Below are 23151 nucleotides of genomic sequence, written 5' to 3' on the forward strand. Positions count from 1 at the left end.
GTAACCGTAGTTTTAGTAAAAGAATTACTACTCTAATTCTAGATTATAACTTAAAATCGAGGAGTGGGTGAGATTAATTTGATTATTGAACTAGCTAATATTAAAGAGGGTCACATGGCACGTATAACTGTCGAAGATTGTCTTGAACATGTTGAAAATCGTTTTGATTTAGTGTTAAAAGCAGCGAGACGCGCTCATTTTTTAGAACTAGGCGCTGTGGAACCTATGGTTCCTATAGATAACGATAAACCCACGGTTATAGCGCTTCGTGAGATTGCTGCTGGTTATGATGTCACGCAAGAAGAGGTAAATGAACCTGAATCGGAAGAGATCACTAAACATAAAATAGTTTTTTTTCCAGAAAGTCAACCAACTGATTCAGAGGAAGGTATTAACATTTAGGTTATTCATGCTATTCGTCTTCCCGAGTTACGCAATCTAACCTTAAGATCCAGGATAAACAATAGAATGAGATTTGATTTTTGCTTCTCAGAAAATTGGTAGGTTTGCGAGGGATCATCCTAATAGTGTGGTACCTAATTGCGGCATCTAGCTAGGCCAAGTATTGCGTCTTAATTTCGACTTACTCTATAGATGTCACCTCTGATGATGTCTATTCGATCCTTTACAGTGAATGCATAGAAAGAATGGGTGAACTCAATAATATTAATTTTAGATTCCCAAATCAAGTCCGCAGGTGGCGATAGTTAGCAAATCGTGATGTTCGATGACTGTGTAAGGAGGATAAAATAAATTGCGCCTCTTCAAAAAATTGCGTTGTAAACTTGACTACTTAAGTAATGAGCGAATTAACAGAATTCACCGAGCTTTCCTAGTGGCTGCAGACGCCCATCGTGATCAACGACGCGTAACTGGTGAAGCGTATATCAGCCATCCCGTTGCTGTTGCGTGCATATTGGCTGACATGAAGATGGATGATCAAATTATAGTTGCGGCTTTGTTACATGATGTCATTGAAGATACGCCTCTTGAAAAAAAAGCGATCTCTGAAAAATTTGGCGATGAAATAGCGGAATTAGTAGATGGTGTTAGTAAATTAACCCAAATTGAATTTGTCAGTCGAGCTGAAGCTCAGGCTGAGAATTTTCGAAAAATGCTACTGGCTATGGCACGCGATATACGCGTGATTATCGTCAAACTGGCAGATCGGCTGCATAATATGCGAACTTTAGATTCGTTGCATTCTCAAAAACGACGTCGAATCGCCAGGGAAACACTAGGTATCTTTGCACCGATTGCGAAACGTTTGGGTATGCGTGATGTATCTGTTGAGTTGGAAGAATTAGGTTTTGCTGTACTTTATCCATTGCGTTATCGTGTTTTAAGAGATGCCATTCGACGTGCACGTGGTAATCGAAAAAAAATATTAGCGTTGATTGAAAAAAATCTGCACGGTGGATTAAGTCAAAGTAATTTATCTTCATACAATATTACTGGACGTGAAAAACACTTATTTAGTATTTATCGAAAAATGCGAAATAAACATATTCCCTTCAATGAAATCATGGATCTCTACGCTTTTCGAATTATTGTTGATGATGTGGATTCATGTTACCGTGCATTAGGGGTTATTCACGGATTATTTAAACCAGTTCCTGGACGTTTTAAAGACTACATTGCCATTCCAAAAGTTAATGCTTATCAATCCCTACATACTACCTTATTTGGCCCTTATGGGTTACCTATTGAGGTACAAATTCGTACGACAAAAATGGATCGCACGGCAACTACAGGTATTGCCGCTCATTGGCTCTATAAAGCGACGAATACGTCACTTACTGAATCGCAATTGCGAGCTGAAGCGTTAGTGAAGAGTTTATTAGAATTACAGGAAGATGTGGTAAATCCGCTAGAATTTATTGAAAACGTTAAAGTGGATTTATTTCCTAATGAAGTCTACGTATTCACACCAAAAGGTGATATTACAGAGTTACCTGCTGGCGCTACTGCTATTGATTTTGCTTACTCGGTTCATACAGACGTGGGAAATGGTTGTGTTGCCGTTAAAATTGATCGGCATTTAGCTCCTTTGTCAACACCATTGAGTAATGGACAAACCATCGAGGTTATTACTTCCTCCGGGGGTCGTCCTAATCCAGCGTGGATGGATTTTGTCATAACTAGCAAAGCGAAGAACAGCATTCGTCAATTTTTAAAAACACAACGCCGTTCGGAATCTATTGCGTTAGGGAAACAATTATTGAAAAAAGAATTAGTCGACTATTCTATTTCATTAAAAAAATTATCACAGCGAGTTATTGATTTCACATTAAAAGAAATACATTTGAAATCCTTTGATGATTTATTGGAAGAGATTGGTTTAGGAAATCGCATGGCGGCTTTAGTGGCGCAACGCATCGCAGCAGTGACTAAAGAGACTGAAGCAGAAACGAAAATCCGACTACCGAATGAAATACCTTTAATAATTAAGGGTACAGAAGGGATAGTCGTTAATTTTGCTACTTGTTGTTATCCTATACCCGGTGATCCAATCGTAGGTGTTATTGATGCGGGGCGTGGAATTTTAATACATACCGATCGTTGCCCTTTCATTGCAAAATTACGCCACTGTCTTGATCGATTTATGCCGCTTCGATGGTCCGAACAAGCAAGGGGTGAATTTCCCACGTCAGTTCACGTGCAAGTCGTTAATGAACGTGGTGCGCTAGCTATGTTAACATTAGCGATGGCAAAAGCAGATGCTAATATTCAAGATATTATGGTAGAAGAACGTGAAGGATTACATTATATTGTCATGTTTCGTATCACTGTTCGAGATCGCGCACATTTGTCGATAGTGTTGCGTCGTTTACGTCAAGTAAAACAGATAGTAAAAATTATGCGTCGTTTTTATAAAATGAGGGGTTATGAAACAAATTATTAGTACAAATAAAGCACCACGAGCTATCGGTATATACTCGCAAGCTGTTAAGGTCGGTAATACCGTTTATTTTTCTGGGCAAATTTCGCTAGATCCAGAAACCATGGAAATAACACGTGGTGACTGCAAAGGTCATATCCATCGTGCCTTTAGCAATATGACAGCAATAGCTAAAGCGGCTGGTGGAAATCTTTCTCAGATCGTAAAGCTTACTATTTATCTGACTAATATGGAACATTTTGTATTTGTTGATGAAATCATGCAAAAATATTACGAAGAACCTTATCCAGCGAGATCAGTAGTGACCGTTAAGCAACTTCCTAAAAATTCTTTGATTGCAATTGATGCCATAATGGTATTAGACGAATGAACGAGGACAACAAAGTTGATTTCATTTCTGTTACTGTTCTTAAACGGGTTGGATTGGGCATTCAGGCATTATTGGCTAACTTAAATATTTATACTATTCAAGATTTATTATTTCATTTACCCCTGCGTTATCAAGATCGCAGATATTTAACTCCCATTGCAGCTGTTCGCCATGGAGATCAAGTAGTTGTTGAGGGAAAAATACAATTAGCCAATCTAGCTTATACGCGTCGACGCAATTTGATTTGTTGTATACGCGATAGCACAGGCTCACTTCTTTTGCGCTTTTATCATTTTAACTTAAAACAGCAAGAACGATTAACGAAAGTTGGTCTAACATTGCGTTGTTTCGGTAGTGTACGGAAAAATTATCAAGGACGTTTAGAAATGGAACATCCTGAATATCAAATCATGGACAAGGAAGTGCCATTAGAGGACTGCTTAACCCCTATTTATTCAACAACAAAAGGACTGCGACAAACGCAATGGCGTCATTTAATGGCGCAAGCACTGGAATACTTAAAAGCTAATAATATTGAAGAGTTATTACCTGAATCGTTGCGGAAATTGTTCCAACTACCTACATTGATGGAAGCATTAATTTATGTACATCGTCCTCCTCAAGAAGCCTCAGTTGATTTATTACAGGCAGGAATACATCCTACACAGAAGCGCTTGGCATTCGAGGAATTGTTAGCACAGCAAGTGGGTTTACAACGATTGCGATTGCAAATAAAAATTCACCGTGCACCTATTTTAGAATCAAATAGCTGGCAAGAAAAATTACGTGAGGCTCTGTTCTTTCCATTAACTACTGCACAACAACGTGTCATTAAGGAAATTAATAAAGATTTATCTATGCCAAGTCCAATGTTGCGTTTAGTACAAGGTGATGTCGGATCTGGAAAAACTATTATAGCAGCAATGTCAGTAATGAAAGTGCTAGAAAATAACTATCAAAGCGCCGTTATGGCGCCTACTGAATTATTAGCTGAACAACATTATCAAGTTTTTCAACGATGGTTTAAGCCATTGGGAATTAATGTGGGCTACTTAGTGGGAAATTTAAGTAAGGCAGTGCGTAAAGAAACCTTGCACAGAATAACTAGTGGCGAACACCAAGTTGTAGTTGGCACACATGCGCTATTTCAGGAAGCCGTGATTTTTCGAAATTTAGCATTAGTTGTAATTGATGAACAACACCGTTTCGGTGTGCATCAACGATTAGCCTTAAAAGAAAAGGGTTTAACAGAAAAAAATAGTTATCCACATCAATTAATTATGACAGCAACTCCTATTCCACGAACCTTGGCAATGACGATGTACGCTGATTTAGATATTTCAGTTATTGATGAATTACCACCAGGTCGGAGACCAATTTCGACGGTAATAATATCAAATACACGCCGTGAAAAGGTTATCGAGGGAATTAAAAAAATTTGTGAGCAAGGCAAACAAGCTTATTGGATATGTACTTTAATCAAAGAATCAGAAACTGTGCAATGTGAAACAACCGAAGCAACCTATAAACATCTACAACAATCATTAACAAATTTAAAAATTGGTTTAATTCATGGACGATTAAACAAAAATGAGAAAGAAGCAGTGATGGCAGCATTTAAAGTAGGGAAAATTAATTTACTTGTAGCAACCACAGTAGTTGAAGTAGGTGTTAATGTGCCGAATGCAACCTTAATGATAATAGAAAATTCTGAACGTTTAGGTTTAGTACAAATACATCAGCTACGAGGTCGTGTTGGACGTGGAGAAGACAAAAGTCATTGTGTTTTACTGTATCAAGGACCTCTGTCTAATAATGCACGAAATCGCTTATCTTTTTTGCGAGATTCACAGGATGGTTTTGTTATAGCACAAAAGGATCTTGAGTTACGGGGCGTCGGAGAATTATTGGGTACGCGCCAAGCGGGCTTATTTCATTTTCGGATTGCAAATATGGCACGGGATTTTCATCTACTTCCATCTGTACAAAAAATGTCTCATGTGATTGTACAGCATTATCCTCATGTCATTGACCGTTTACTGCATCGTTGGCTAAAAAGACCAGCAGCGTATTGGGATGTATAATTTTTTTTTACAATTAATTTAAAAAACTAGCTAGATTATTTAATCTAAGTTAGATAAGATATGAATCCTTAAAGAGTTGAAGTTGGCAATCTTCCTTAAAATAAGTTTATTTAAGGGTTGCATTAAGTGAAAGATTGCTATTAGAATTATCTGCTCTTAACTTAGTAACACTTTAAACATTTAGGGGAATTTAAATGTCGGTAAAAAAATTAGTAACACTTGCTACTGCTGGTATTGCTAGCGTCGGTGTCACTTCCGCTGCGTTAGCCGGTGGTTCTGATTATGTACCTGCTCCCAGCTATGCTGGTATTTATGTTGAAGGTAATTCGGGTTACACTTATCGCCCGTGGTTGAAGGATGCTTCTACCATTGTTGGTTTTGCGAAGCAAACGGCCGTTTTAGGAAACGCTTCTCGAGGCAACGGTGGCTTCACTTTCGGTGGGGATTTGGGTTACCAATTTAATCAATATTTCGCTATTGAAAGCGGATGGTATTATCTGCCCAAATTGAAGTTTACTACTGATGTTAAAATATCACCGCTAGTTGCAGGAACTTACGATGTTAAAAGCGGTATAGCTTATGGTGCATTCAAAGGGATGGCTCCTATTTATGCCAATACCTACGTTTTCGGTAAATTAGGGGTTGCTTATACTTACAATCGAAGTAGTGCAGCCTTACCAACATTGAAAGCTCCATTTAATGTTGCTTCTCGCTCAAACTTTTGGAATCCGTTATTTTCGGCCGGTGTTCAATACCATTTTACGTCGAATTGGTCCGTGAATGCACAATATACTTTTGTACCAGGCTACCGAGGTGCGTCTTCTAACCGCTTCTCTACTGTGCCGGCTACAAATCTATTCACGGTTGGACTGGGTTATAAGTTCTTAATGTAATCAATCGATAATCATATCGATTATCGATTGCTTGAATCAAGAAAAGACGCTTGAATCAAGAAAAGAGGGCAAAAGCCCTCTTTTCTTTTAATATTCTTTGTGCTAATAACCTATAAGGACACTTTAAGTCTTAAGGATTATTTACTTAAATAATTTATGTTTAAAATTTCATATTACATATTTCATAGAAGTTTTTATCGATATTTAAGTATAATCGTAAAAATAGTACTTTATTCAAAGGAGTCTGTAAAAAGCATCGAAGCTCTGACTGCTGTATGACTGGATAGATTTTGGATAGATTAATCTACTCGTCATACATTTCAACAAATTAGTAGTAAAAAACTTTGGAACTTGATCATAAATAGAATACAGTGGATTTAAGCGATCTTGAAAAAGAAGAAACGGTAAAAACAGTGCTTTTTAATGAGAATCTTTAGTGATACGCTTTTTACTTAATTTTAATCTATATCAGCGAATCTATAGATAATTAGCGGATCTATAGACATTATGTTCTAGAAATCAATTACAGTAGTGCTTTTTACTTAAATCATTTGCAGCCCAAAGCGTATTCTCTAATAAAGTAGCTACCGTCATTGGACCAACTCCCCCAGGGACTGGGGTGATCCACGATGCTTTTTCTTTAGCAGTTTCGAAATGAATATCTCCAACAATTTTATCTGGACTCAGCCGACTAAAACCAACATCAACTACAATAGTTCCTGGTTTAATCCATTTACTTTGGATAATGCCTGGCTTACCAATAGCAACTATTAGAAGATCAGCGTTATTGATATGCTGTGCTAAATTTTCTGTAAAGCGATGACAGATAGTCACTGTGCATTTAGCCAACAGCAATTCCATTGCCATTGGTCGGCCTACAATATTAGAAGCACCTACTATAACAGCGTGCTTACCAGCAATCGTTTCTCTAGTCTCTTTTAATAAAGTCATAATGCCATGAGCAGTGCAAGGACGTAAAGCTGGGCGTCGCTGTATTAGACGGCCGAGATTATAAGGGTGAAAAGCATCAACATCTTTCTTAGGACAAATACGTTCAGACAAATTAGTGTGATTAATATGTTCAGGTAAAGGTAATTGTAATAAAATTCCATGTGTGTTTAGATCTGCATTACATTCATCGATTTTTACAGCTAAATCTGACTCTGTAACAGTTTCCGGCATACGATACACGGTTGAACGAATACCAACTGTTCGGCAAGCATGTTCTTTATGAAAAATATACGCCTCTGAAGCAGGATTATTACCCACTAGGATAACAGAAAGCCCAGGTAATGATAATCCTTTTTCCTGTCGTAAACGAATGGCTTCTTTAACATGTGCTTTAACCTTGTTTGCACAAGTGTGCCCATTTAAAATTCTAGGTGTCATAATATGATTGCTTTTAGTGACGTAAGTTTCACAGTATTCTACTCTTAAGGTGCATTTACATCATTGAAATATTGGCCAATTCAAATTATATTTCCTGACATATAATTGAGAAAATACGATCTAGAAATCATGTTCATAGTTAATTCATAGTTAATAATAGATAGCACTTGTCGATAAAGATACCTTCCCCATCCGATATGATAACAGAATAATATGATAACGGAATAGTGCAACAAGACTATGGTTTAGTGATTAAGTAATCATTGGTTTAGTGATTAAGTAATCATTTTTTCACAACAAATCTTTTTGTAATTTTGCGTTTTGTTACAATGTACATCGCTCACTTTAACCTTAATTCGGGAACATTATCTTTAGAAATACTACTGCTACGAATAGGTATGTAAGGAGTTGCCTCTGCCTCCGGAATTAATAAATTTTTCCCAATACCAATCATATCACTTTTCAATTTATTTATACGACGAATCTTTGCAATACTAGTGTGATAACGATTGGCTAAAATACTTAATGAATCACCAGAATGTACACGATGATATGCCCATTTCTCCAAAAGTCGTTTGTGATAACGACTGGCTTCTAACTCTACAAGGCTTTGCTCTAAATGATTTGCTTTATCTAGTGGTACCAAGAAATTGTACGCATCATGAAGAAAAGTGGTTGAGCGGCGAAAACCGGGGTTTAATCTACGAATGAGATTTAATGTAGAATCCGATAATGTAACCAACTGTCTTAAATTCATTCGAGTTTTTAAGGATATCATGGTAAAAAAAGGACCATTTTTAACTGGATTTAGTTGTAAACCATAATACTGGTGATTTTTAATTACATCAGCTAAAGCTAGCAATTTAGGTACGTATTCCCGAGTCTCGTAAGGTAAAGGTAGAGACCAAAAATCTGTAGGACGTCTATGAAGGCGATTATAACGAATAGCGACTGCTACAGTTCCTTCACCCGCATCGTAAGCAGCGATTGCCAAAAGCCAGCTGTGAAAATAATCATGCAGATACTCGAGATAATTCAGTGCAGCATTAGTTGACGCAACTACATCACGACGCCCATCGTACCACCAATTAATAAGAAGACTAAATCCGGTCGCTGTTCCCGGCATCAATTGCCAAAGACCAGTAGCTCCCCGTTTTGAATAAAGGAAAGGATTGTAATTGCTTTCAATCATCGGTAAAAGCGCAATCTCAGGCGGGATACCCCGTTTCTTTGTTTGTTGAAAAACATAATAAATATAAGGTCTTGCATTTTTAGTTAGCTCAGAAAGATAATATTGTTGCTGACAGAACCACTGAATTTGTTTACGTACATAATAGTTATTTGTGTACTGCTCTGCAAGAACAAACTGTTGGCTGATTGCTGTCCAAAAATTCTGTTGATGATGAGACAAGAGATCGCCGGTATTCCACGTTCCACCTCGAGAAGTGGACATTGCGATGGTGGTAACACTAATAAGATAAAAAGCTAGTAGTGCAATGGCTGTGTTAAATATCCATTTCTGCATTGGACGGATATTACGGATAAATGGCTTGAGAAGCAAGAAAAATTGATCAAATATTCATCATTATATTCTATAGGTGTATGTACACAGCTAATTAACATGACTAAATGATGAGCAAAGAATGATTTTATGTTTTTATCAAAAAAGAGGAAAGGAAAGGATATCTTCTAGAGAAGCATCAAATTGGTTATAATTTAGTTATAATGAAGAAGGTGACAATCACTAATAGGAAGACCGCCTATGACGGAAGCAAATTTTGTTGATATGGAGACGAAGATTGATTCTCGACTTGCTAACGGCATTAAAACGCCAGGAGTGCTTTTACAAGATGCACGGAAAGCAAAAAAGTTGAGCCAAATTGAAATAGCAAAACAAATACACTTAAGTCTTCAGCGAGTGAAAGAATTGGAAAAAGATAATTATTCTAACATGTCTGCTTTAATTTATGTACGAGGTTATTTGCGTGCTTATGCACGCTGCGTAGGTATTTCACCGAATGAAGTCATAGCTGCGTTTGACGCTTCGGCATTGGAAGAAGAATTTGAACGGGTAAAAAAGGCTCAGGAAGAAAAACCGGTAAGGCACCAAACCATCCCTGTTATCGCGCGATCAACGCGAATCATTAGTTCAAAAGTTGTTTGCTTGATTGTTATGGCAATTTTATTATCCTTAGCAATATTTGTAAGTATTTGGTGGAAAGGTAAAAAACATATTATCAGCCAAATGCACGTAGTAGTTTCACAACCTGAGGAGAGTTTACCGTTAAATTCTACTGTATCATCTACCTTACCAGAAGAAAGGTTTGTACCAAATAATGATTTTTCAGGAACGCATCATTGAGAACAATAATTCGAGCTGTTCGAGGAATGAATGACCTGTTACCTGAGGTCACGCCTTATTGGTCTTTTCTTGAAGCTAGTTGCCACTCGCTTGTTAAATCCTATGGTTATCAGGAGATTAGATTTCCTATCGTGGAACAAACAGCCCTATTTAAACGCACTATTGGTGAAATAAGCGATATTGTACAAAAAGAAATGTATACCTTTCTTGATCGTAATGGTGATAGTCTTAGTTTGCGACCAGAAGGAACAGCGGGATGTGTACGGGCAGGTATCCAACATAGTTTATTTCACAATAACCAGACCCAGCGATTGTGGTACATAGGGCCCATGTTTCGTCATGAACGTCCTCAAAAAGGTCGTTACCGTCAATTTTATCAATTTGGTGTTGAGGCTTATGGGATGTCAAGTGCCCTCATTGATGCAGAACTAATTCTGATGTGTTTTCGTCTATGGAAAACGCTGGGCTTGGATAAATTTATGGTGTTAGGATTAAACACCTTAGGTACCCGTGAGTCGCGTGCACGATACCGAGAAAAATTGGCCACCTATCTGCAGTCACGCATCACTGAGTTCAATAAAGATGATCAGCGACGTCTAACAATAAATCCTCTGCGGATTTTGGATAGCAAGAACCCACACCTGCATACCGTTATTGCAGAAGCACCGAAACTTCAAGATTATCTAGATGATGAATCGCGTCAGCGCTTTGACCAATTATTGGCGATTCTAGATAGTACTAAAATAGCGTATATTGTTAATCCTACACTGGTGAGAGGATTCGATTATTATACTCATACGGTTTTTGAATGGTTTACTAATAAACTCGTGCATCAACTTGGTGCTCAGAATGCGGTTTGCGGCGGAGGACGATATGATACATTAGTTAAGCAACTGGGTGGTAAGCCGATACCTGCGGTAGGCTTTGCTGCAGGTTTAGAACGATTAGCATTGTTATTGCGAGCAGTTCATGAATATGAATATATAGCTAATTGTGATATCTATTTGGTTGCCAACAGCGAACGAGCGGTTTATGAATGTTTTACAATAGCTGAGCGTCTCCGTGATGCGTTGCCGATGTGTTCAATTAAAACTCACCTAAGTGGCGGTAGTTTTAAAAGTCAGTTTAAACGAGCAGATAAAAGTGGTGCTAAATGGGTGATTGTTATTGGTGATGAAGAAATAGAAACAAAGACAGTGACGTTAAAACACTTGCGCGAAGAATTACCACAAAAACAGTTAGGAGCAAATGAGTTGATTGCTTTTTTACGCGAGAGAATAACATGATGACTAAATATCTTTCCGATAAAGAGCAAATAGAAATTATTAAAAAAAAATGGTGGCGTGATTGTAGTCGCGCGATTGTCACGATTATTGTAGTAGGATTTTTAACTAGCTTTGGATGGCTGTATTGGCATCGATTTCAAATTGAAAAAACAGAACGCGCTTCACAGATCTATACAAAACTACAAGCAGCAACGTTGCGAAATCAGCAGGATGAATCGCAAAAATTAACTAATGAACTTATGAAAGGATATGCTAAAACTCCCTACGCTGCAATGGCAGCTTTGTTGGTTGCAAAAGATGACGTTAAAAAAAATCACTTAGATAGGGCGTTAATTCATTTACAATGGGTGATAGAAAATAGCTTAATACGGAGTTTAAAACAGATTGCGCGTTTGAGGGCAGCAAGGATTTTATTAGTGCAAAATCATTTGGAAAAAGCGCTAAAATTATTGCAAGTCCTTGATAATCCCATTTATCATCCATTAGTTGATAGCGTTAAAGGTGATATTTATTTAGCTATGGGTAAACAAGCATCTGCTAAGCAATTCTATACAGCTGCACAAAATGGAATGAAAGCACTTGGCATTGATGATCCTTATTTAGCGATGAAAATTTGACCACTCATCTTTGATTTCAGAATTCAACTATAGCTAAGTTTAACAACGAATCTTGGATCTCACGTTCCAGATTTACTACTAAATAATACTAAATCTGGAGCGTGAGATGACGATAGCAGGAGAATATTTTTAATTATGCTTCCAATAATCGTTATCGTTGGACGATCCAACGTTGGCAAATCGACATTATTTAATTATTTAACTAAGAGTCGTGCGGCATTAGTTGCTGATGTAGCAGGTGTTACACGCGACCTACAATATGGAAAGATCATAATTGATTCTCAAGAGATTGCACTAGTAGATACGGGTGGTTTACTTGATATTGAAAATGTAAAAATAGCTGCACTCATAAAAAATCAGGTAGATCAAGCCATTAATGTATCTAATTTCGTTTTATTTTTAGTGGATGCTAAAACAGGATTAGTTCCTGCCGATGAAATTATAGCTGGGCGATTGCGTAAAAAAAACAAAAAAGTAATTTTAGTAGTCAATAAAGCGGATTACGACGAAATACTTGCAGTACGTGGAGAATTTTATCAATTAGGATTTGGTGAGCCTCAAGCAATTTCAACTAAAAGCAGCCGAGGAATTAAAGAATTAATGACACGAATCTTGGATTATTTACCACAAAAAGGAAAAACAGTTGAAAAAGAATCATATACTAAAATTGCCGTGATTGGTCGGCCTAATGTTGGAAAATCTACTTTAGTTAATGGGTTATTAGATGAAGAACGAGTCATTGTTTACGATCAACCTGGAACAACACGTGACAGTATTTACATTCCATTCCGCCATGATAAAGAAAATTATATTTTGATTGATACCGCAGGCATCCGACGTCATGCCAAAATTCGGAATTTTGTTGAAAAATTTTCGATTATTAAATCTATACGAGTTGCACACGAAACTGATGTGATTATTTTTGTTTTAAACGCTAAAGAAGGTGTCAGTGAACAAGACTTACGATTATTAAATTTAATTATAAAAATCGGTATGTCATTAGTGATTGTAGTAAACAAATGGGATGATTTATCAGCCAATCAGCGCCAACAAGTAAAACACGATATTGATAGACGTATGTCTTTTGCTAATTTTGCTCGTTGTTATTTTATCTCAGCATTACAGGGAACCGGTATTAGTAACCTATACCGGGCTGTTCAGGAATCTTATCGTTCGACACAACAAGCATTAACTACTACACAATTAACTAAAGTTTTGGAAAAAGCTGTTTTAGAATGCGAGCCACCTTTAGTCAAAGGTCGCCGTATCCGGTTGCGCTATGCACATCTAGGTGGTCGTCATCCACTAACAATTGTTATTCACGGCAAACAAACTCAATCATTGTCTCAGTCTTATGTTCGCTATCTTTCTAATTACTTCCGAAAAACGTTTAATTTTATTGGTGTTCCTATTCATATTAAATTAAAAACAGGCCAAAATCCTTATAAAGATTGAAATAACTGATTCTAAAAACTTGTTGAAGGATAAGCTATTTTTCTAGTTTTCGATAAAGAAACTGGCAGCGTTTTATTGTTCTGACGGTAAAAGACACACACACGACTACTATCGCAGTAAGGTTTTTAACGGAGGAATTTGTATCGTAGAAGTGTAATTTTAGGTTTCTGAAATATGTGAAACTTAAAAAAGCATTATCTTGACAGTAATACAAAGAATGTTAAAACTGGTGACAATGTATTTTATTTATAAAATCAGTATAAAATCAGTCCTTTTATCTAGCGTCTCCAATTGGATTAAAGTAAAATCCAGGTTTACGGTATTTATCTCATAATGTAACAGCCAAGTTTTTGGTGTTGTGCAAGAAGTCTATCCTTGATGCAGCTAAAGCTAAACATCTTGGCATTGTTAAAGATAGAAGCAGTGCTTAATTTTTACAACGTAGTAGTAGGCTAGTAGACGAGTGGGTAATGAGGTATATAACACATGAGCAAGCGTGATAATGATGGAAACTGTAATAATTAAGTAAGCAGCTATAAAAAAGTATAAAAAATATAAAAACGTATAAAAAAATATTCTGACGGGGCTAAGTGGAGGCTGATTGATTAATCCTCTTGTTATAGTACATGAAGCACAGTAGGTGAGCAGATTAAGAAATTGCAATTTATTTTATAAGAATCGATGTCGAATCTAATTTATTACTCCTTTTCACCGCAAGCATTTATTACCGCGGTGTGATATTGATATAGTAGTAAAGGCGCGAGAGAAGGTATTTAAACTAATCATGTGCGAGAGGCCCTCTCGTCAGATAATGAGTTTTATCATCTCAATTTCCTTTGCCCCATTTGCTCTATTTTTATTATATTTTTATTAGTTGTTATTAAAACTATTAAACCATACCCTTACATAATCGCTATTTAGTCCGTCATTGCCTGTATAAGACGGAAATCCAAAAGGAAGTGTAATTAAAAAATTACTAATCTTAGATTTTCTTTTGCCGAGTTGACAGATTTATTTTTGCATGAACTTCTTCCACACGGCATGCTATACTTCCCTTTTCTAAACGCACTACAATACAGTCTCCTACCTTGAGTGATGTTGCTTTGTGAATAATTTCTTTTTGATAAGTGATGATTGCATAACCGCGTTTTAGCGTTGTTAGTGGGTTCATCGTTTGTAATATCTGCACTTTAAATGCTAGATGTTGTCGTTGGCAACTTAGGTCATAATCCATCGCCATTATTAAGCGATGTTTTAGTGCTGTAAGCTGGTGTTGTTGGGTTTCTAGTCGTTTTTCTGGTCTTTGCAGTCGTGTCATTAAATAATGCAATTGTATATGATGTTGACGTAGCTGTGTGTAAATTAAATGAGATAAGCGCTGTTGCAATGAGTGAATATGTTGTAAATATTCCTTGCAATTTGGACTCACACATTCTGCAGCGGCTGAAGGAGTAGCTGCATGATGATCTGCCACAAAATCTGCAATAGTAAAGTCAATTTCATGACCAATTCCAGTAACAATGGGAATTTTACAATCAAAAATGGCACGAGCTACACTTTCTTCATTAAATGGCCATAAATCTTCAATCGATCCGCCTCCGCGTGCAAGCAAAAGCACATCACATTCTTTGCGTCGATTGGCTGTTTGGATAGCATGCACTATTTGCAAAGAGGCTTTTTCACCTTGTACTATAGTGGGATAAACGATTACGGAGATACTAGGAAATCGTCGTTTTAACACTTTTAAAATATCGCTAATAGCAGCTCCTGAGGGCGAAGTAATAAGACCAATAGCGGTAGGAAAAGCAGGGATTGATTTTTTATTTTTACAAACAAACAACCCTTCTTTTTCTAATTGTTGCTTTAATTTTTCAAAAGCTACTTGCACAGCGCCACTACCAGTAGCTTGCATTTGCACCACAATTAATTGGAAGTCACCTCGTGTTTCATATAGGCTTACTTGTGCTTGTAGCAAAACATGGCAACCATTTTTTGGCAAGAAATTTAGCTGACGATTGTAATTATGAAAGAAGGCACATCGCACCTGAGTACGCTCATCTTTCAAGGAGAAATATAAATGTTTCGAGCTTGGACGGGATAAATTGGATATTTCTCCGGTGATCCATACGTGTCGAAAACACCCTTCAAGGAAGATTCGCGCTTTATCAGTGAGTTGAGAGACTGTATAAACAGTATCAATATTAAATGGACTGATGATAGTTTTCATATCAAGAAGATGTATGTATTTATACTTAAGTATGGCAAGGAGAACGCCAGCTTACTAGAGGTAATATTTGGAAATAGAGTTTTTTTAAAATACATGAAATTTCTCTCTAAATTTTCTCTCTATTATCTTTAACTCAAAATTAGTGACTGATAAAAATTGTATTTAACAGAATATAAACTTTACTAAATTTAAGTTTTAATTAATTAGTTCCTAAGTTTATTTAAAGAAGAAATTAAGCAGGAAGACCGTTAACAGAGCTTTTATTCATGATAGAAATAAAGACGGCATAATTTTCCATAAACAAGGTGCATTACATGAAATATGCTTTAAAGAGTAAAAATATTTAACTAAATATTTAATTATAGTGAAGTAAGAGCATATAAGCTGTGTTAAAAGAAATTTAAAGTTATTAATTAATTTAGTTAGCATCTGACTTTAGTGTGAAATCTACTCATGAAGTAAGTGGTATTACCCTAAATAAAATGATCTCTCAATTCTCCAGTTATCTGAATTACTAAATAGTAGTGGTGATACATGACGAGATAGAAGAATGAAATAAAATTAAGAGGATCTCTGTATTAACTAATATTTCTAAAGAAAATTGAAGCGTATTACGAGAAAAGCCTTAAATAAGGGATATTATAGACATCTATACTACAGATTTATTAGTGAATGCAACTAAATACAACATCTGTGTTCTACTCTATCTTTAAAAGCGAATCAGATTATTTAACCAAGATTTTCAAACACACTTTCTCATTAATCACTGACTGCAGATAAGTATAGTATTTTCTAAAAGCTACAGATAGTTAAAATTACTGCTAATATTAAGTATAAATAATTATGAAGCCAGTCTTTAATTATAGATGACTAAGTAATATCGCTATTAACATTCAGAAAGATAAATTAGAGAAAATAATTATACTGATTGGAATAATTACAGAAATTTTTTTTAAATTAATCGCAAACTTGTAGAGCCTATTCAAATATAGGTAATTCTTCAAATAACATAGTAGCTAATGCTTGGCTAGTTCTGGTTTTTTTCTTCTTCAGTCAGTTGTGTTATTTTTGTTTCAAACGGATCTGGAAATGCAATACAGTCAATTTTGCTTATTGTGCGTTCTTATCTTTGTTACTGATAAATGTCTCTAAAATGTTATTTGAATATTGTTAAAATGGGCCAACATTATTAAAATATTAAATTTGAAAAATCGGATTTGAGTATCTCTCAGTTTCTAATTCAGAATTGAGCTCAAAGGATATTTAACTACTTGATTTTTTTATTGGTCTCAAATAAAGTTTTAAATAAAACAAAATATTCCAGATATTTTTTGTAACTAGTTTGTAATTACATTTCTGTATGAGAAGTTATAGATTTGTTTGTTTAAAGTAAAGATTTTTAAAAGCTTAATGTATTTAAGTTTCTTCTTGCTATTAAGAAGAAAAAAATTTATCAATGTGCATTAATAATGTAACAACAGAAATACATACTAGAAAAAGTTTCGTTATTGTTTCGCTATTTATTATTGTTATTATACTTATGCTTTATTACAAAATGTATATTTAAGATAATGAACTAAGAATAGTTTGAATTGCCTAATACATTAGGATTTTATATTAGGATTATTTGTAGATTCTTTAGGTAGATAGTAACGGATTATTTGTTGTGACGTTCTGTATTGTTTGATAAAGTAACTCTAGTATTTACTATAATTATCATCTGTTTGAGCGATAATTCAATGAATAAATCTATGAAGATCACCAAGATTATTTGGTGTTATTTTTACTAAATCGACAATAAGATTGATAGTTTCTAGCTATAAAATTTCGTTATTTCAATTTTAATTTTTTTGATAGAGTATGTATTAATCGTTGAACTTTTATCTTTGATTCTTCGTATTCATTTTCTAAGATGGAATCAGCTACAATACCGCCACCCGCATAGCAGTACATATGATTACGATCGCAAATCAATGTACGAATGGCGATATTACAATCTAAGTTACCATTGATATCAATGTAACCAATTGTACCACAGTAAACCGAACGATGGTGCGGTTCGAGTACTTCTATAATTTGCATAGCACGTAATTTAGGAGCACCAGTAATAGAACCACCAGGGAAACAATGACGTAATACATCTAGTGCATCTTGATTATCACGGAGTTGACCCGTTACCGTACTTACTAAATGATGAATATTGGGAAAACTTTCTAGCGCGGCTAATTTTGGTACGTGAATAGTCCCAGGCTTACAGCATTTCCCTAAATCATTTCGTAATAAATCAACAATCATTAGGTTTTCAGCATGATCTTTTACGCTATGTAACAATTTTTTCGCTGAATGTGCATCGTCTACTAGATTTTTAAAGCGAGGCGCTGTACCTTTAATAGGCTTAGTTTCTACATTACGATTTTTTATTCGTAAAAATCGTTCTGGAGAAAAACTTAAAATCGCTTGATTATTGTTAAGATTGAAATAAATAGAAAAAGGCGTCGGATTTATCCGACGTAAATATCGATATGCTGTCCAAGGTGATCCGAAATAAGTAGCGCTAAAGCGTTGGCTAAGATTAACTTGATAACAATCACCTTGTTGTATGTGGTGTTGTATCTTTTGAAAAGCAATTGTATATTCGCGGAATGTCATATTCGATTGAAAATTACCGAAAATTTTGAATGGTACGTCTACTAGCGGAGTAGAGAGCTGAGTGTTGATATACTTTAATTGTTCATCATCTAAGGTGATTACCCAAGTTTTTTTTTCATGATGATCGATGACTAAACTCCAATCGTATATCCCAATAACTACCACCGGAAGCATAATATCATGAATGGTTTGTGTTTTTAGTGGGAAATATCGTCGTGCGAGATCATAACTAAAATAACCAATAGCTCCTACTCTAAAAGGTAAATGTTGACATGCTGCAGGAATTTGTATTGTTGATCTTAAATGATATAGATGAGTGCGTATTTGAGAGAAAATATCTGTATTGGTTGAAGTTATTAGTATTCTCGGATTAGCCGCAATAATACTATAGCGCTCTTGCAGATCGAATGGCTGGCATCCATCTAGGAAAACTGCATACGGCAAATATGCAAAATGTGCAAAACATTCTGCTCCATCTTTGAAATAAGGTAATTCACTGAATTTGACTTGCATGATATTAATGATAGCATATCAGGAAATAAAAGACGTACTTGCCTTTTTGTATTAATAGGTCTATGCTGAAGCTTTCGGTGTAAGGTGGGTATTGTGTTTGACGAAATATTTTAGCTTTGCAAGTTGTGTGTTATTGCAAGACAGTATGCCGTTTGGTCTATAATATCAAATATTGTGAGTTGTGGTACGTGTCTTCAGCTTTTTCGGTAATATGAAGCAAGAGCAACAAGAAGAGCAATGAAAAGTAGTAAAAAATAAGACAGAGCGCTAGAAAAAATGCATATATCTCTTCTCATATTCCATCTCTTCTAAATATTCAACGATCTTAATGTCTACTGTCCAAAATGGATTTATCATGTCATGACATCAAGCGGCCACAGATGCGAGCATCGCGAATAATGTTAGTTTTTTTAAAAGCCTATTCCTGCAAGTTAGTAGAATTTAAAATACGTCTTATTGAATATCAACATATTCGTTTGACGAGTTTGGCAAAGATTCATGTGATAGCTTTTCTAGTTCATTATGATGATTTGACGTTTACACTCGATCCTATCTAAGATTTCACCAGAGGAGTAACACTGTGTTATTACTAAATCGCAGTACATGGTGGAATCGTGGATTGACTTATAGCAATCTTTGTCAATTCAGCTTATGTTCATTTAAGCAGCACTACTACTATCGCTATTATCCAAATCATTTCTTAACTAACGCTGTAAACAATGTCAATTATCTTAGCACTTGAAACTGCTACAGCCGCTTGTTCAGCCGCAATTTGGTTGGACGGTAATATTAAATGGCGGTTTGACATTACTCCGCAACGGCATTCTGAAATCATTTTAACTTTTATCGATGAATTACTAATTGAGGCCGATATCCAACTGCAAGAAGTTGATGTGATTGCTTTCGGTTGTGGTCCAGGAAGTTTTATGGGAGTACGTATTGCTACGGGTATTGCACAAGGAGTTGCATATGGCATCGATCGACCGGTTATTCCTGTTTCTACTTTACAGGCATTGGCGCAATCAGCGTATGAAAAAATAAAAAGGGAACGCATTATAGCAGGTTTGGACGCTCATATGGATTCTATTTATTGGGGTAGCTATCAGGCTGATGATCAGGGTATTATGCAAGCGGTAATTAGGGACCAATTGAGTAAACCTACGCCTACGGCGATGATGACATTTGCTGGTGATGATTGGATAGCGGCAGGGAATGGCTGGAAAATTTATACTGATTTCCCAAAGGTACTTTTTAAAGAAGCATATTTTGATATTTACCCTAATGCGGCCTCCGTAGCATTAATTGCAAATCAAAAATTCATCCGAGGTGATATTTTCCCGCCTGAAAAAGTCGAACCTATGTATATTCGAGAAGTAGTGACTCGCAAATTAGGAAGATAATTTTATCATTAATATACAAGGTTCTAGAGCGAAGTGTGGTGCTTTTCCTATATTGGTTGTTGGCGATTATGGAAATACTGCCGCTGATACTACCCAAGTGATTTTGCTGAAATCCAATTTATGATACTGCTATCTTCAAGTAGTAATATGATTATTTTTAGATGCAGAGATTGTGCTCGATAAATAGTATTTTGGAATCCTGAGGTGGGTGTTTCTTTGCTATTTATTTAAAATATCGGATAAAGTTGGAAAACATTTTCATATACTGTAGTCCACAGTCGATTTTTAGATACTTCTAGGATAAGTAACGTTTGATGGTAATCATTCTTAAAAAATAGATCAGTACGTTTTTATGGCTATTGTTTTTTTATTAGCAAATTACGGTGTTCTAGCAAAAGGACTTTTAAGTAACACTCAGCATCGATAACTACGATGCGCTGTTCATCTATTTACTTTTGAATGCATAAATCATTTTCGTAATATTATCTTCGTAATATTATCCAGTGTTGTTGATGAAACATCTTACGGTCTAATGAAAAACAAAGCCACAAGCATTAATTTTTGCAATGTCAATGTTATTCCGAGTTAATACCAACGCTTGATAAAATAATTCTAAGAATTGATATCTGTGATAGATACAAAATTCGATTTGTAGCTAATAACATAACATTATGCATGGATTGCTAACCGTTTATTTTCTCGTACTATAAATAAAATAAAGGCATACGTTAATATTAATTGATTAACTTTGGTAAATTAAGTTTTCAATTGAGTGGATTCAGTCAGTTAAATAAGGTTGCTTAAATAAATAATACAAAGCAGTGATGGGATGATAAAAAGGTGTATCCAACTACGATTGATTATCTAGTCATTAAACCGATACGTAATAAGATGCTAAAAATAGATTTTGATCAGAAAAATAGAAATGTATCGTTAAAACCTAGTATATTGCAGTTAACGTTATAGCCAACTCTGGCTCTACAAATGTATTCATTAATTTAGTGAGAATGTTTTTCGTCGATTTCGGATTTTCCTAATAGGATCTAATCGATGCCAATGTAGTGCGTAACAATAGCGAAAGAATCACTCAAACTTAAAACGAACCTAAGTATTGTAATATTCTAGTTCCTGCAAGATTTGATCTGATTAGACGGCAGAAAATTGAATAATCTGTAATTTTAAAAATTAAAAAATCAGTGAGTTTTTTTGACCTTCCAATCATTATTCAAAATAAACAGTGACTTTTTCTATAATTTTTTCTCGATGAATCGCATTTTGATATTGCAACGTTAATGTTTCTTTTTCCTTGTCTATGATTGTTAGTGGCAAATAAATATCTACATAAAGTTTACCATTAAGATAATGCAAAATAGTACGGCGTATATCTTTAAAGCCGGGTAAATTTTCCCAATGAATTTTAACTAATTGATAAACCTCTTTTCGGCTAGGTAATATAACCGATGGCATGGAAGAAGCGTCGTCTTCAGGATCAATGTGTACTGTCACATCGGCTATATACGGTATATTCTTTAAAAGAACAACATGTACTTTTTCACTAATATGGTGCCCCTCTGATACACTGATATCCGAAGCGACTTGAATATGCACATCTACGAAAATACTACCGCTATGATAACGTGTTCGCAATTGGTGGATAGATACCACATCAGAAATGGTAGAAATGGTATGCGCAATCAATTTTAGTGTTTCATCATCAACAGCAGTATCAATTAACTCTTTTATATTGTTACATATCATTTTGATACTAATTCGCAAGATCAAAAGCACAATAATCAAAGCACCAATGGAATCAGAATAAGAAACACCAAAACGAGCACCGATAATACCGATTAAGACAATTAAGGAAACCAAGGCGTCACTGCGATTGTGCCATGCATTGGCACGCAAAAGATTAGAATGGATTTCATTACTTTTCGCCAAGGTATAGTGAAAAAGACTTTCATTCGCGATGATTGAAATGATCGCAGTGATTATTACTGAAAAAGTGGGTATATCTGAATGGATATAATGCATGAGATGCTGGAATGTATCAAAAGCAATTTTAAAACTTACAATAATAAGTGAGCTTGAAATAACAATAGAGCTAATAGTTTCAATTCTCCGATGTCCATAGGGATGTTCTTTATCAGGTGCCTGAGCGCCCATATGTCCTGCGATAACCATAAGACCATCTGTTAAAAGGTCTGCAAAAGAATGAACCCCATCGGCAACTAATGCTTGTGAATTTCCAATAATGCCCACGCAAATTTTAAAAATAGCCAACAAGATGTTTATAGTGCCACTTACTAAAGAGACGATGACAATCGTATGAAGTCGACCCTTACTTTTCGAAGTCAACATATCTGATTCAACCGCTATAGATTGCGAAATAGGACAAGTATGGTACTATATTGTTAACATGTCGGTAAAGTAACTATAGTGACCTGTGATTAAGCTTAATGATATACCTACTAGTGATACAATCTAAAGATCTAGAATGTTTTATTTCCATTTCCATAGTGGCACGACGCTATGGTACACAAAGAGGACAAATAAGGGGGAAAATTATTAAAAAGATTATTCTATGCTAAAGATAAGTCGGCTTGCTGACTATGCTATGATGGTAATGTCAATTCTTGCTTCACGACAAGTGGAGCGTTTCAGTGCCACAGAAATTGCCAGTTTGACACCACTTTCAACGGCAACCACTAGCAAAGTCTTGAAGCTTTTGCATGAAAGCAAGTTAGTGAATTCCGAACGTGGTGTTAATGGAGGTTATCAATTGGCACGAGCACCAGAATTGATTAGCATTGCTGAGATTATTGCTGCTATTGACGGTAGACTAGCGATGACAGAATGTAGTCGTAGCAAAAACAGATGTGAACACGGTGCTATCTGTAATTTACGGGACAATTGGCAATTCATTAATATGAAACTGTTTGAAGTGTTAGATAGTTTGAGTTTAGCGAATATGAGAAAGCCATTATCAAAGTTTGAGGACTAA

Annotated in this window: 16 protein-coding genes and 1 pseudogene; 12 read left to right on the plus strand and 5 right to left on the minus strand. The window is 35.6% G+C overall.

Translation table 11 applies throughout. The annotated features are described in order from the left end of the window. Positions 1–114: 114 nt before the first annotated feature. The 5 genes and pseudogenes from rpoZ to CEAn_RS01455 all read left to right on the plus strand — a co-directional run. Positions 115–333, plus strand: a pseudogene (gene rpoZ, locus CEAn_RS01435) (DNA-directed RNA polymerase subunit omega); the annotation flags it as partial. Positions 334–754: 421 nt separating this feature from the next. Then, positions 755–2905 carry a RelA/SpoT family protein gene (locus CEAn_RS01440; protein ID WP_211924046.1) on the plus strand — a complete coding sequence of 717 codons (2151 nt, stop codon included), beginning with the start codon at positions 755–757 and terminating at the stop codon, positions 2903–2905. Next, positions 2889–3272 (plus strand): Rid family detoxifying hydrolase, encoded by a 384-nt coding sequence (locus CEAn_RS01445; RefSeq protein ID WP_211924047.1) that lies wholly within the window; start codon positions 2889–2891, stop codon positions 3270–3272. The genes CEAn_RS01440 and CEAn_RS01445 overlap by 17 nt, the downstream gene beginning before the upstream one ends. Beyond that, positions 3269–5356, plus strand: coding sequence for an ATP-dependent DNA helicase RecG (gene recG, locus CEAn_RS01450; RefSeq protein WP_211924048.1), 2088 nt, complete (start codon positions 3269–3271; stop codon positions 5354–5356). Before CEAn_RS01445 ends, recG begins: the two co-directional genes overlap by 4 nt. Before the next feature lie 194 nt (positions 5357–5550). After that, positions 5551–6249, plus strand: a complete 699-nt coding sequence (locus CEAn_RS01455; RefSeq protein WP_211924049.1) for an outer membrane protein — start codon at positions 5551–5553, stop codon at positions 6247–6249. A 519-nt stretch (positions 6250–6768) separates the two neighbouring features. Here CEAn_RS01455 and folD read toward each other — a convergent pair. Both folD and CEAn_RS01465 read right to left on the minus strand, forming a co-directional pair. After that, positions 6769–7638 (minus strand): bifunctional methylenetetrahydrofolate dehydrogenase/methenyltetrahydrofolate cyclohydrolase FolD, encoded by an 870-nt coding sequence (gene folD / locus CEAn_RS01460; protein WP_211924050.1) that lies wholly within the window; start codon positions 7636–7638, stop codon positions 6769–6771. Between the two features lie 340 nt (positions 7639–7978). Further along, positions 7979–9163, minus strand: coding sequence for a transglycosylase SLT domain-containing protein (locus CEAn_RS01465; protein WP_211923651.1), 1185 nt, complete (start codon positions 9161–9163; stop codon positions 7979–7981). 237 nt (positions 9164–9400) lie between these two features. Between CEAn_RS01465 and CEAn_RS01470 the strand changes: the two genes are divergently transcribed. The 4 genes from CEAn_RS01470 (at position 9401) to der (ending at position 13358) form a co-directional block, all read left to right on the plus strand. Beyond that, positions 9401–10000, plus strand: coding sequence for a helix-turn-helix domain-containing protein (locus CEAn_RS01470; protein WP_211924051.1), 600 nt, complete (start codon positions 9401–9403; stop codon positions 9998–10000). Between the two features lie 26 nt (positions 10001–10026). After that, positions 10027–11286 (plus strand): histidine--tRNA ligase, encoded by a 1260-nt coding sequence (hisS, locus tag CEAn_RS01475; protein WP_369804525.1) that lies wholly within the window; start codon positions 10027–10029, stop codon positions 11284–11286. Then, complete coding sequence (locus tag CEAn_RS01480) at positions 11283–11903, plus strand: YfgM family protein (RefSeq protein ID WP_244670098.1); 621 nt, start codon at positions 11283–11285, stop codon at positions 11901–11903. The genes hisS and CEAn_RS01480 overlap by 4 nt, the downstream gene beginning before the upstream one ends. A gap of 135 nt (positions 11904–12038) precedes the next feature. Next, positions 12039–13358, plus strand: a complete 1320-nt coding sequence (der, locus tag CEAn_RS01485) for a ribosome biogenesis GTPase Der (protein ID WP_211924053.1) — start codon at positions 12039–12041, stop codon at positions 13356–13358. 982 nt (positions 13359–14340) lie between these two features. Here der and xseA read toward each other — a convergent pair. Beyond that, positions 14341–15585 (minus strand): exodeoxyribonuclease VII large subunit, encoded by a 1245-nt coding sequence (gene xseA, locus CEAn_RS01490; protein WP_211924054.1) that lies wholly within the window; start codon positions 15583–15585, stop codon positions 14341–14343. Positions 15586–17415: 1830 nt separating this feature from the next. Then, complete coding sequence (gene pabB, locus CEAn_RS01495) at positions 17416–18747, minus strand: aminodeoxychorismate synthase component I (RefSeq protein WP_211924055.1); 1332 nt, start codon at positions 18745–18747, stop codon at positions 17416–17418. Positions 18748–19127: 380 nt separating this feature from the next. Between pabB and CEAn_RS01500 the strand changes: the two genes are divergently transcribed. Further along, complete coding sequence (locus tag CEAn_RS01500; protein WP_211924056.1) at positions 19128–19304, plus strand: hypothetical protein; 177 nt, start codon at positions 19128–19130, stop codon at positions 19302–19304. 162 nt (positions 19305–19466) lie between these two features. Further along, positions 19467–20147, plus strand: a complete 681-nt coding sequence (gene tsaB, locus CEAn_RS01505; protein WP_211924057.1) for a tRNA (adenosine(37)-N6)-threonylcarbamoyltransferase complex dimerization subunit type 1 TsaB — start codon at positions 19467–19469, stop codon at positions 20145–20147. A gap of 1221 nt (positions 20148–21368) precedes the next feature. Here the strand turns inward: tsaB and CEAn_RS01510 are convergent. Next, complete coding sequence (locus CEAn_RS01510; protein ID WP_211924058.1) at positions 21369–22508, minus strand: cation diffusion facilitator family transporter; 1140 nt, start codon at positions 22506–22508, stop codon at positions 21369–21371. Positions 22509–22731: 223 nt separating this feature from the next. Here CEAn_RS01510 and CEAn_RS01515 point away from each other — a divergent pair, with 223 nt between their 5' ends. After that, positions 22732–23151, plus strand: coding sequence for an SUF system Fe-S cluster assembly regulator (locus CEAn_RS01515; protein WP_211924059.1), 420 nt, complete (start codon positions 22732–22734; stop codon positions 23149–23151).

This window comes from Coxiella endosymbiont of Amblyomma nuttalli, assembly GCF_018107685.1.
In the GTDB taxonomy this organism is placed as follows: Bacteria; Pseudomonadota; Gammaproteobacteria; order Coxiellales; family Coxiellaceae; genus Coxiella.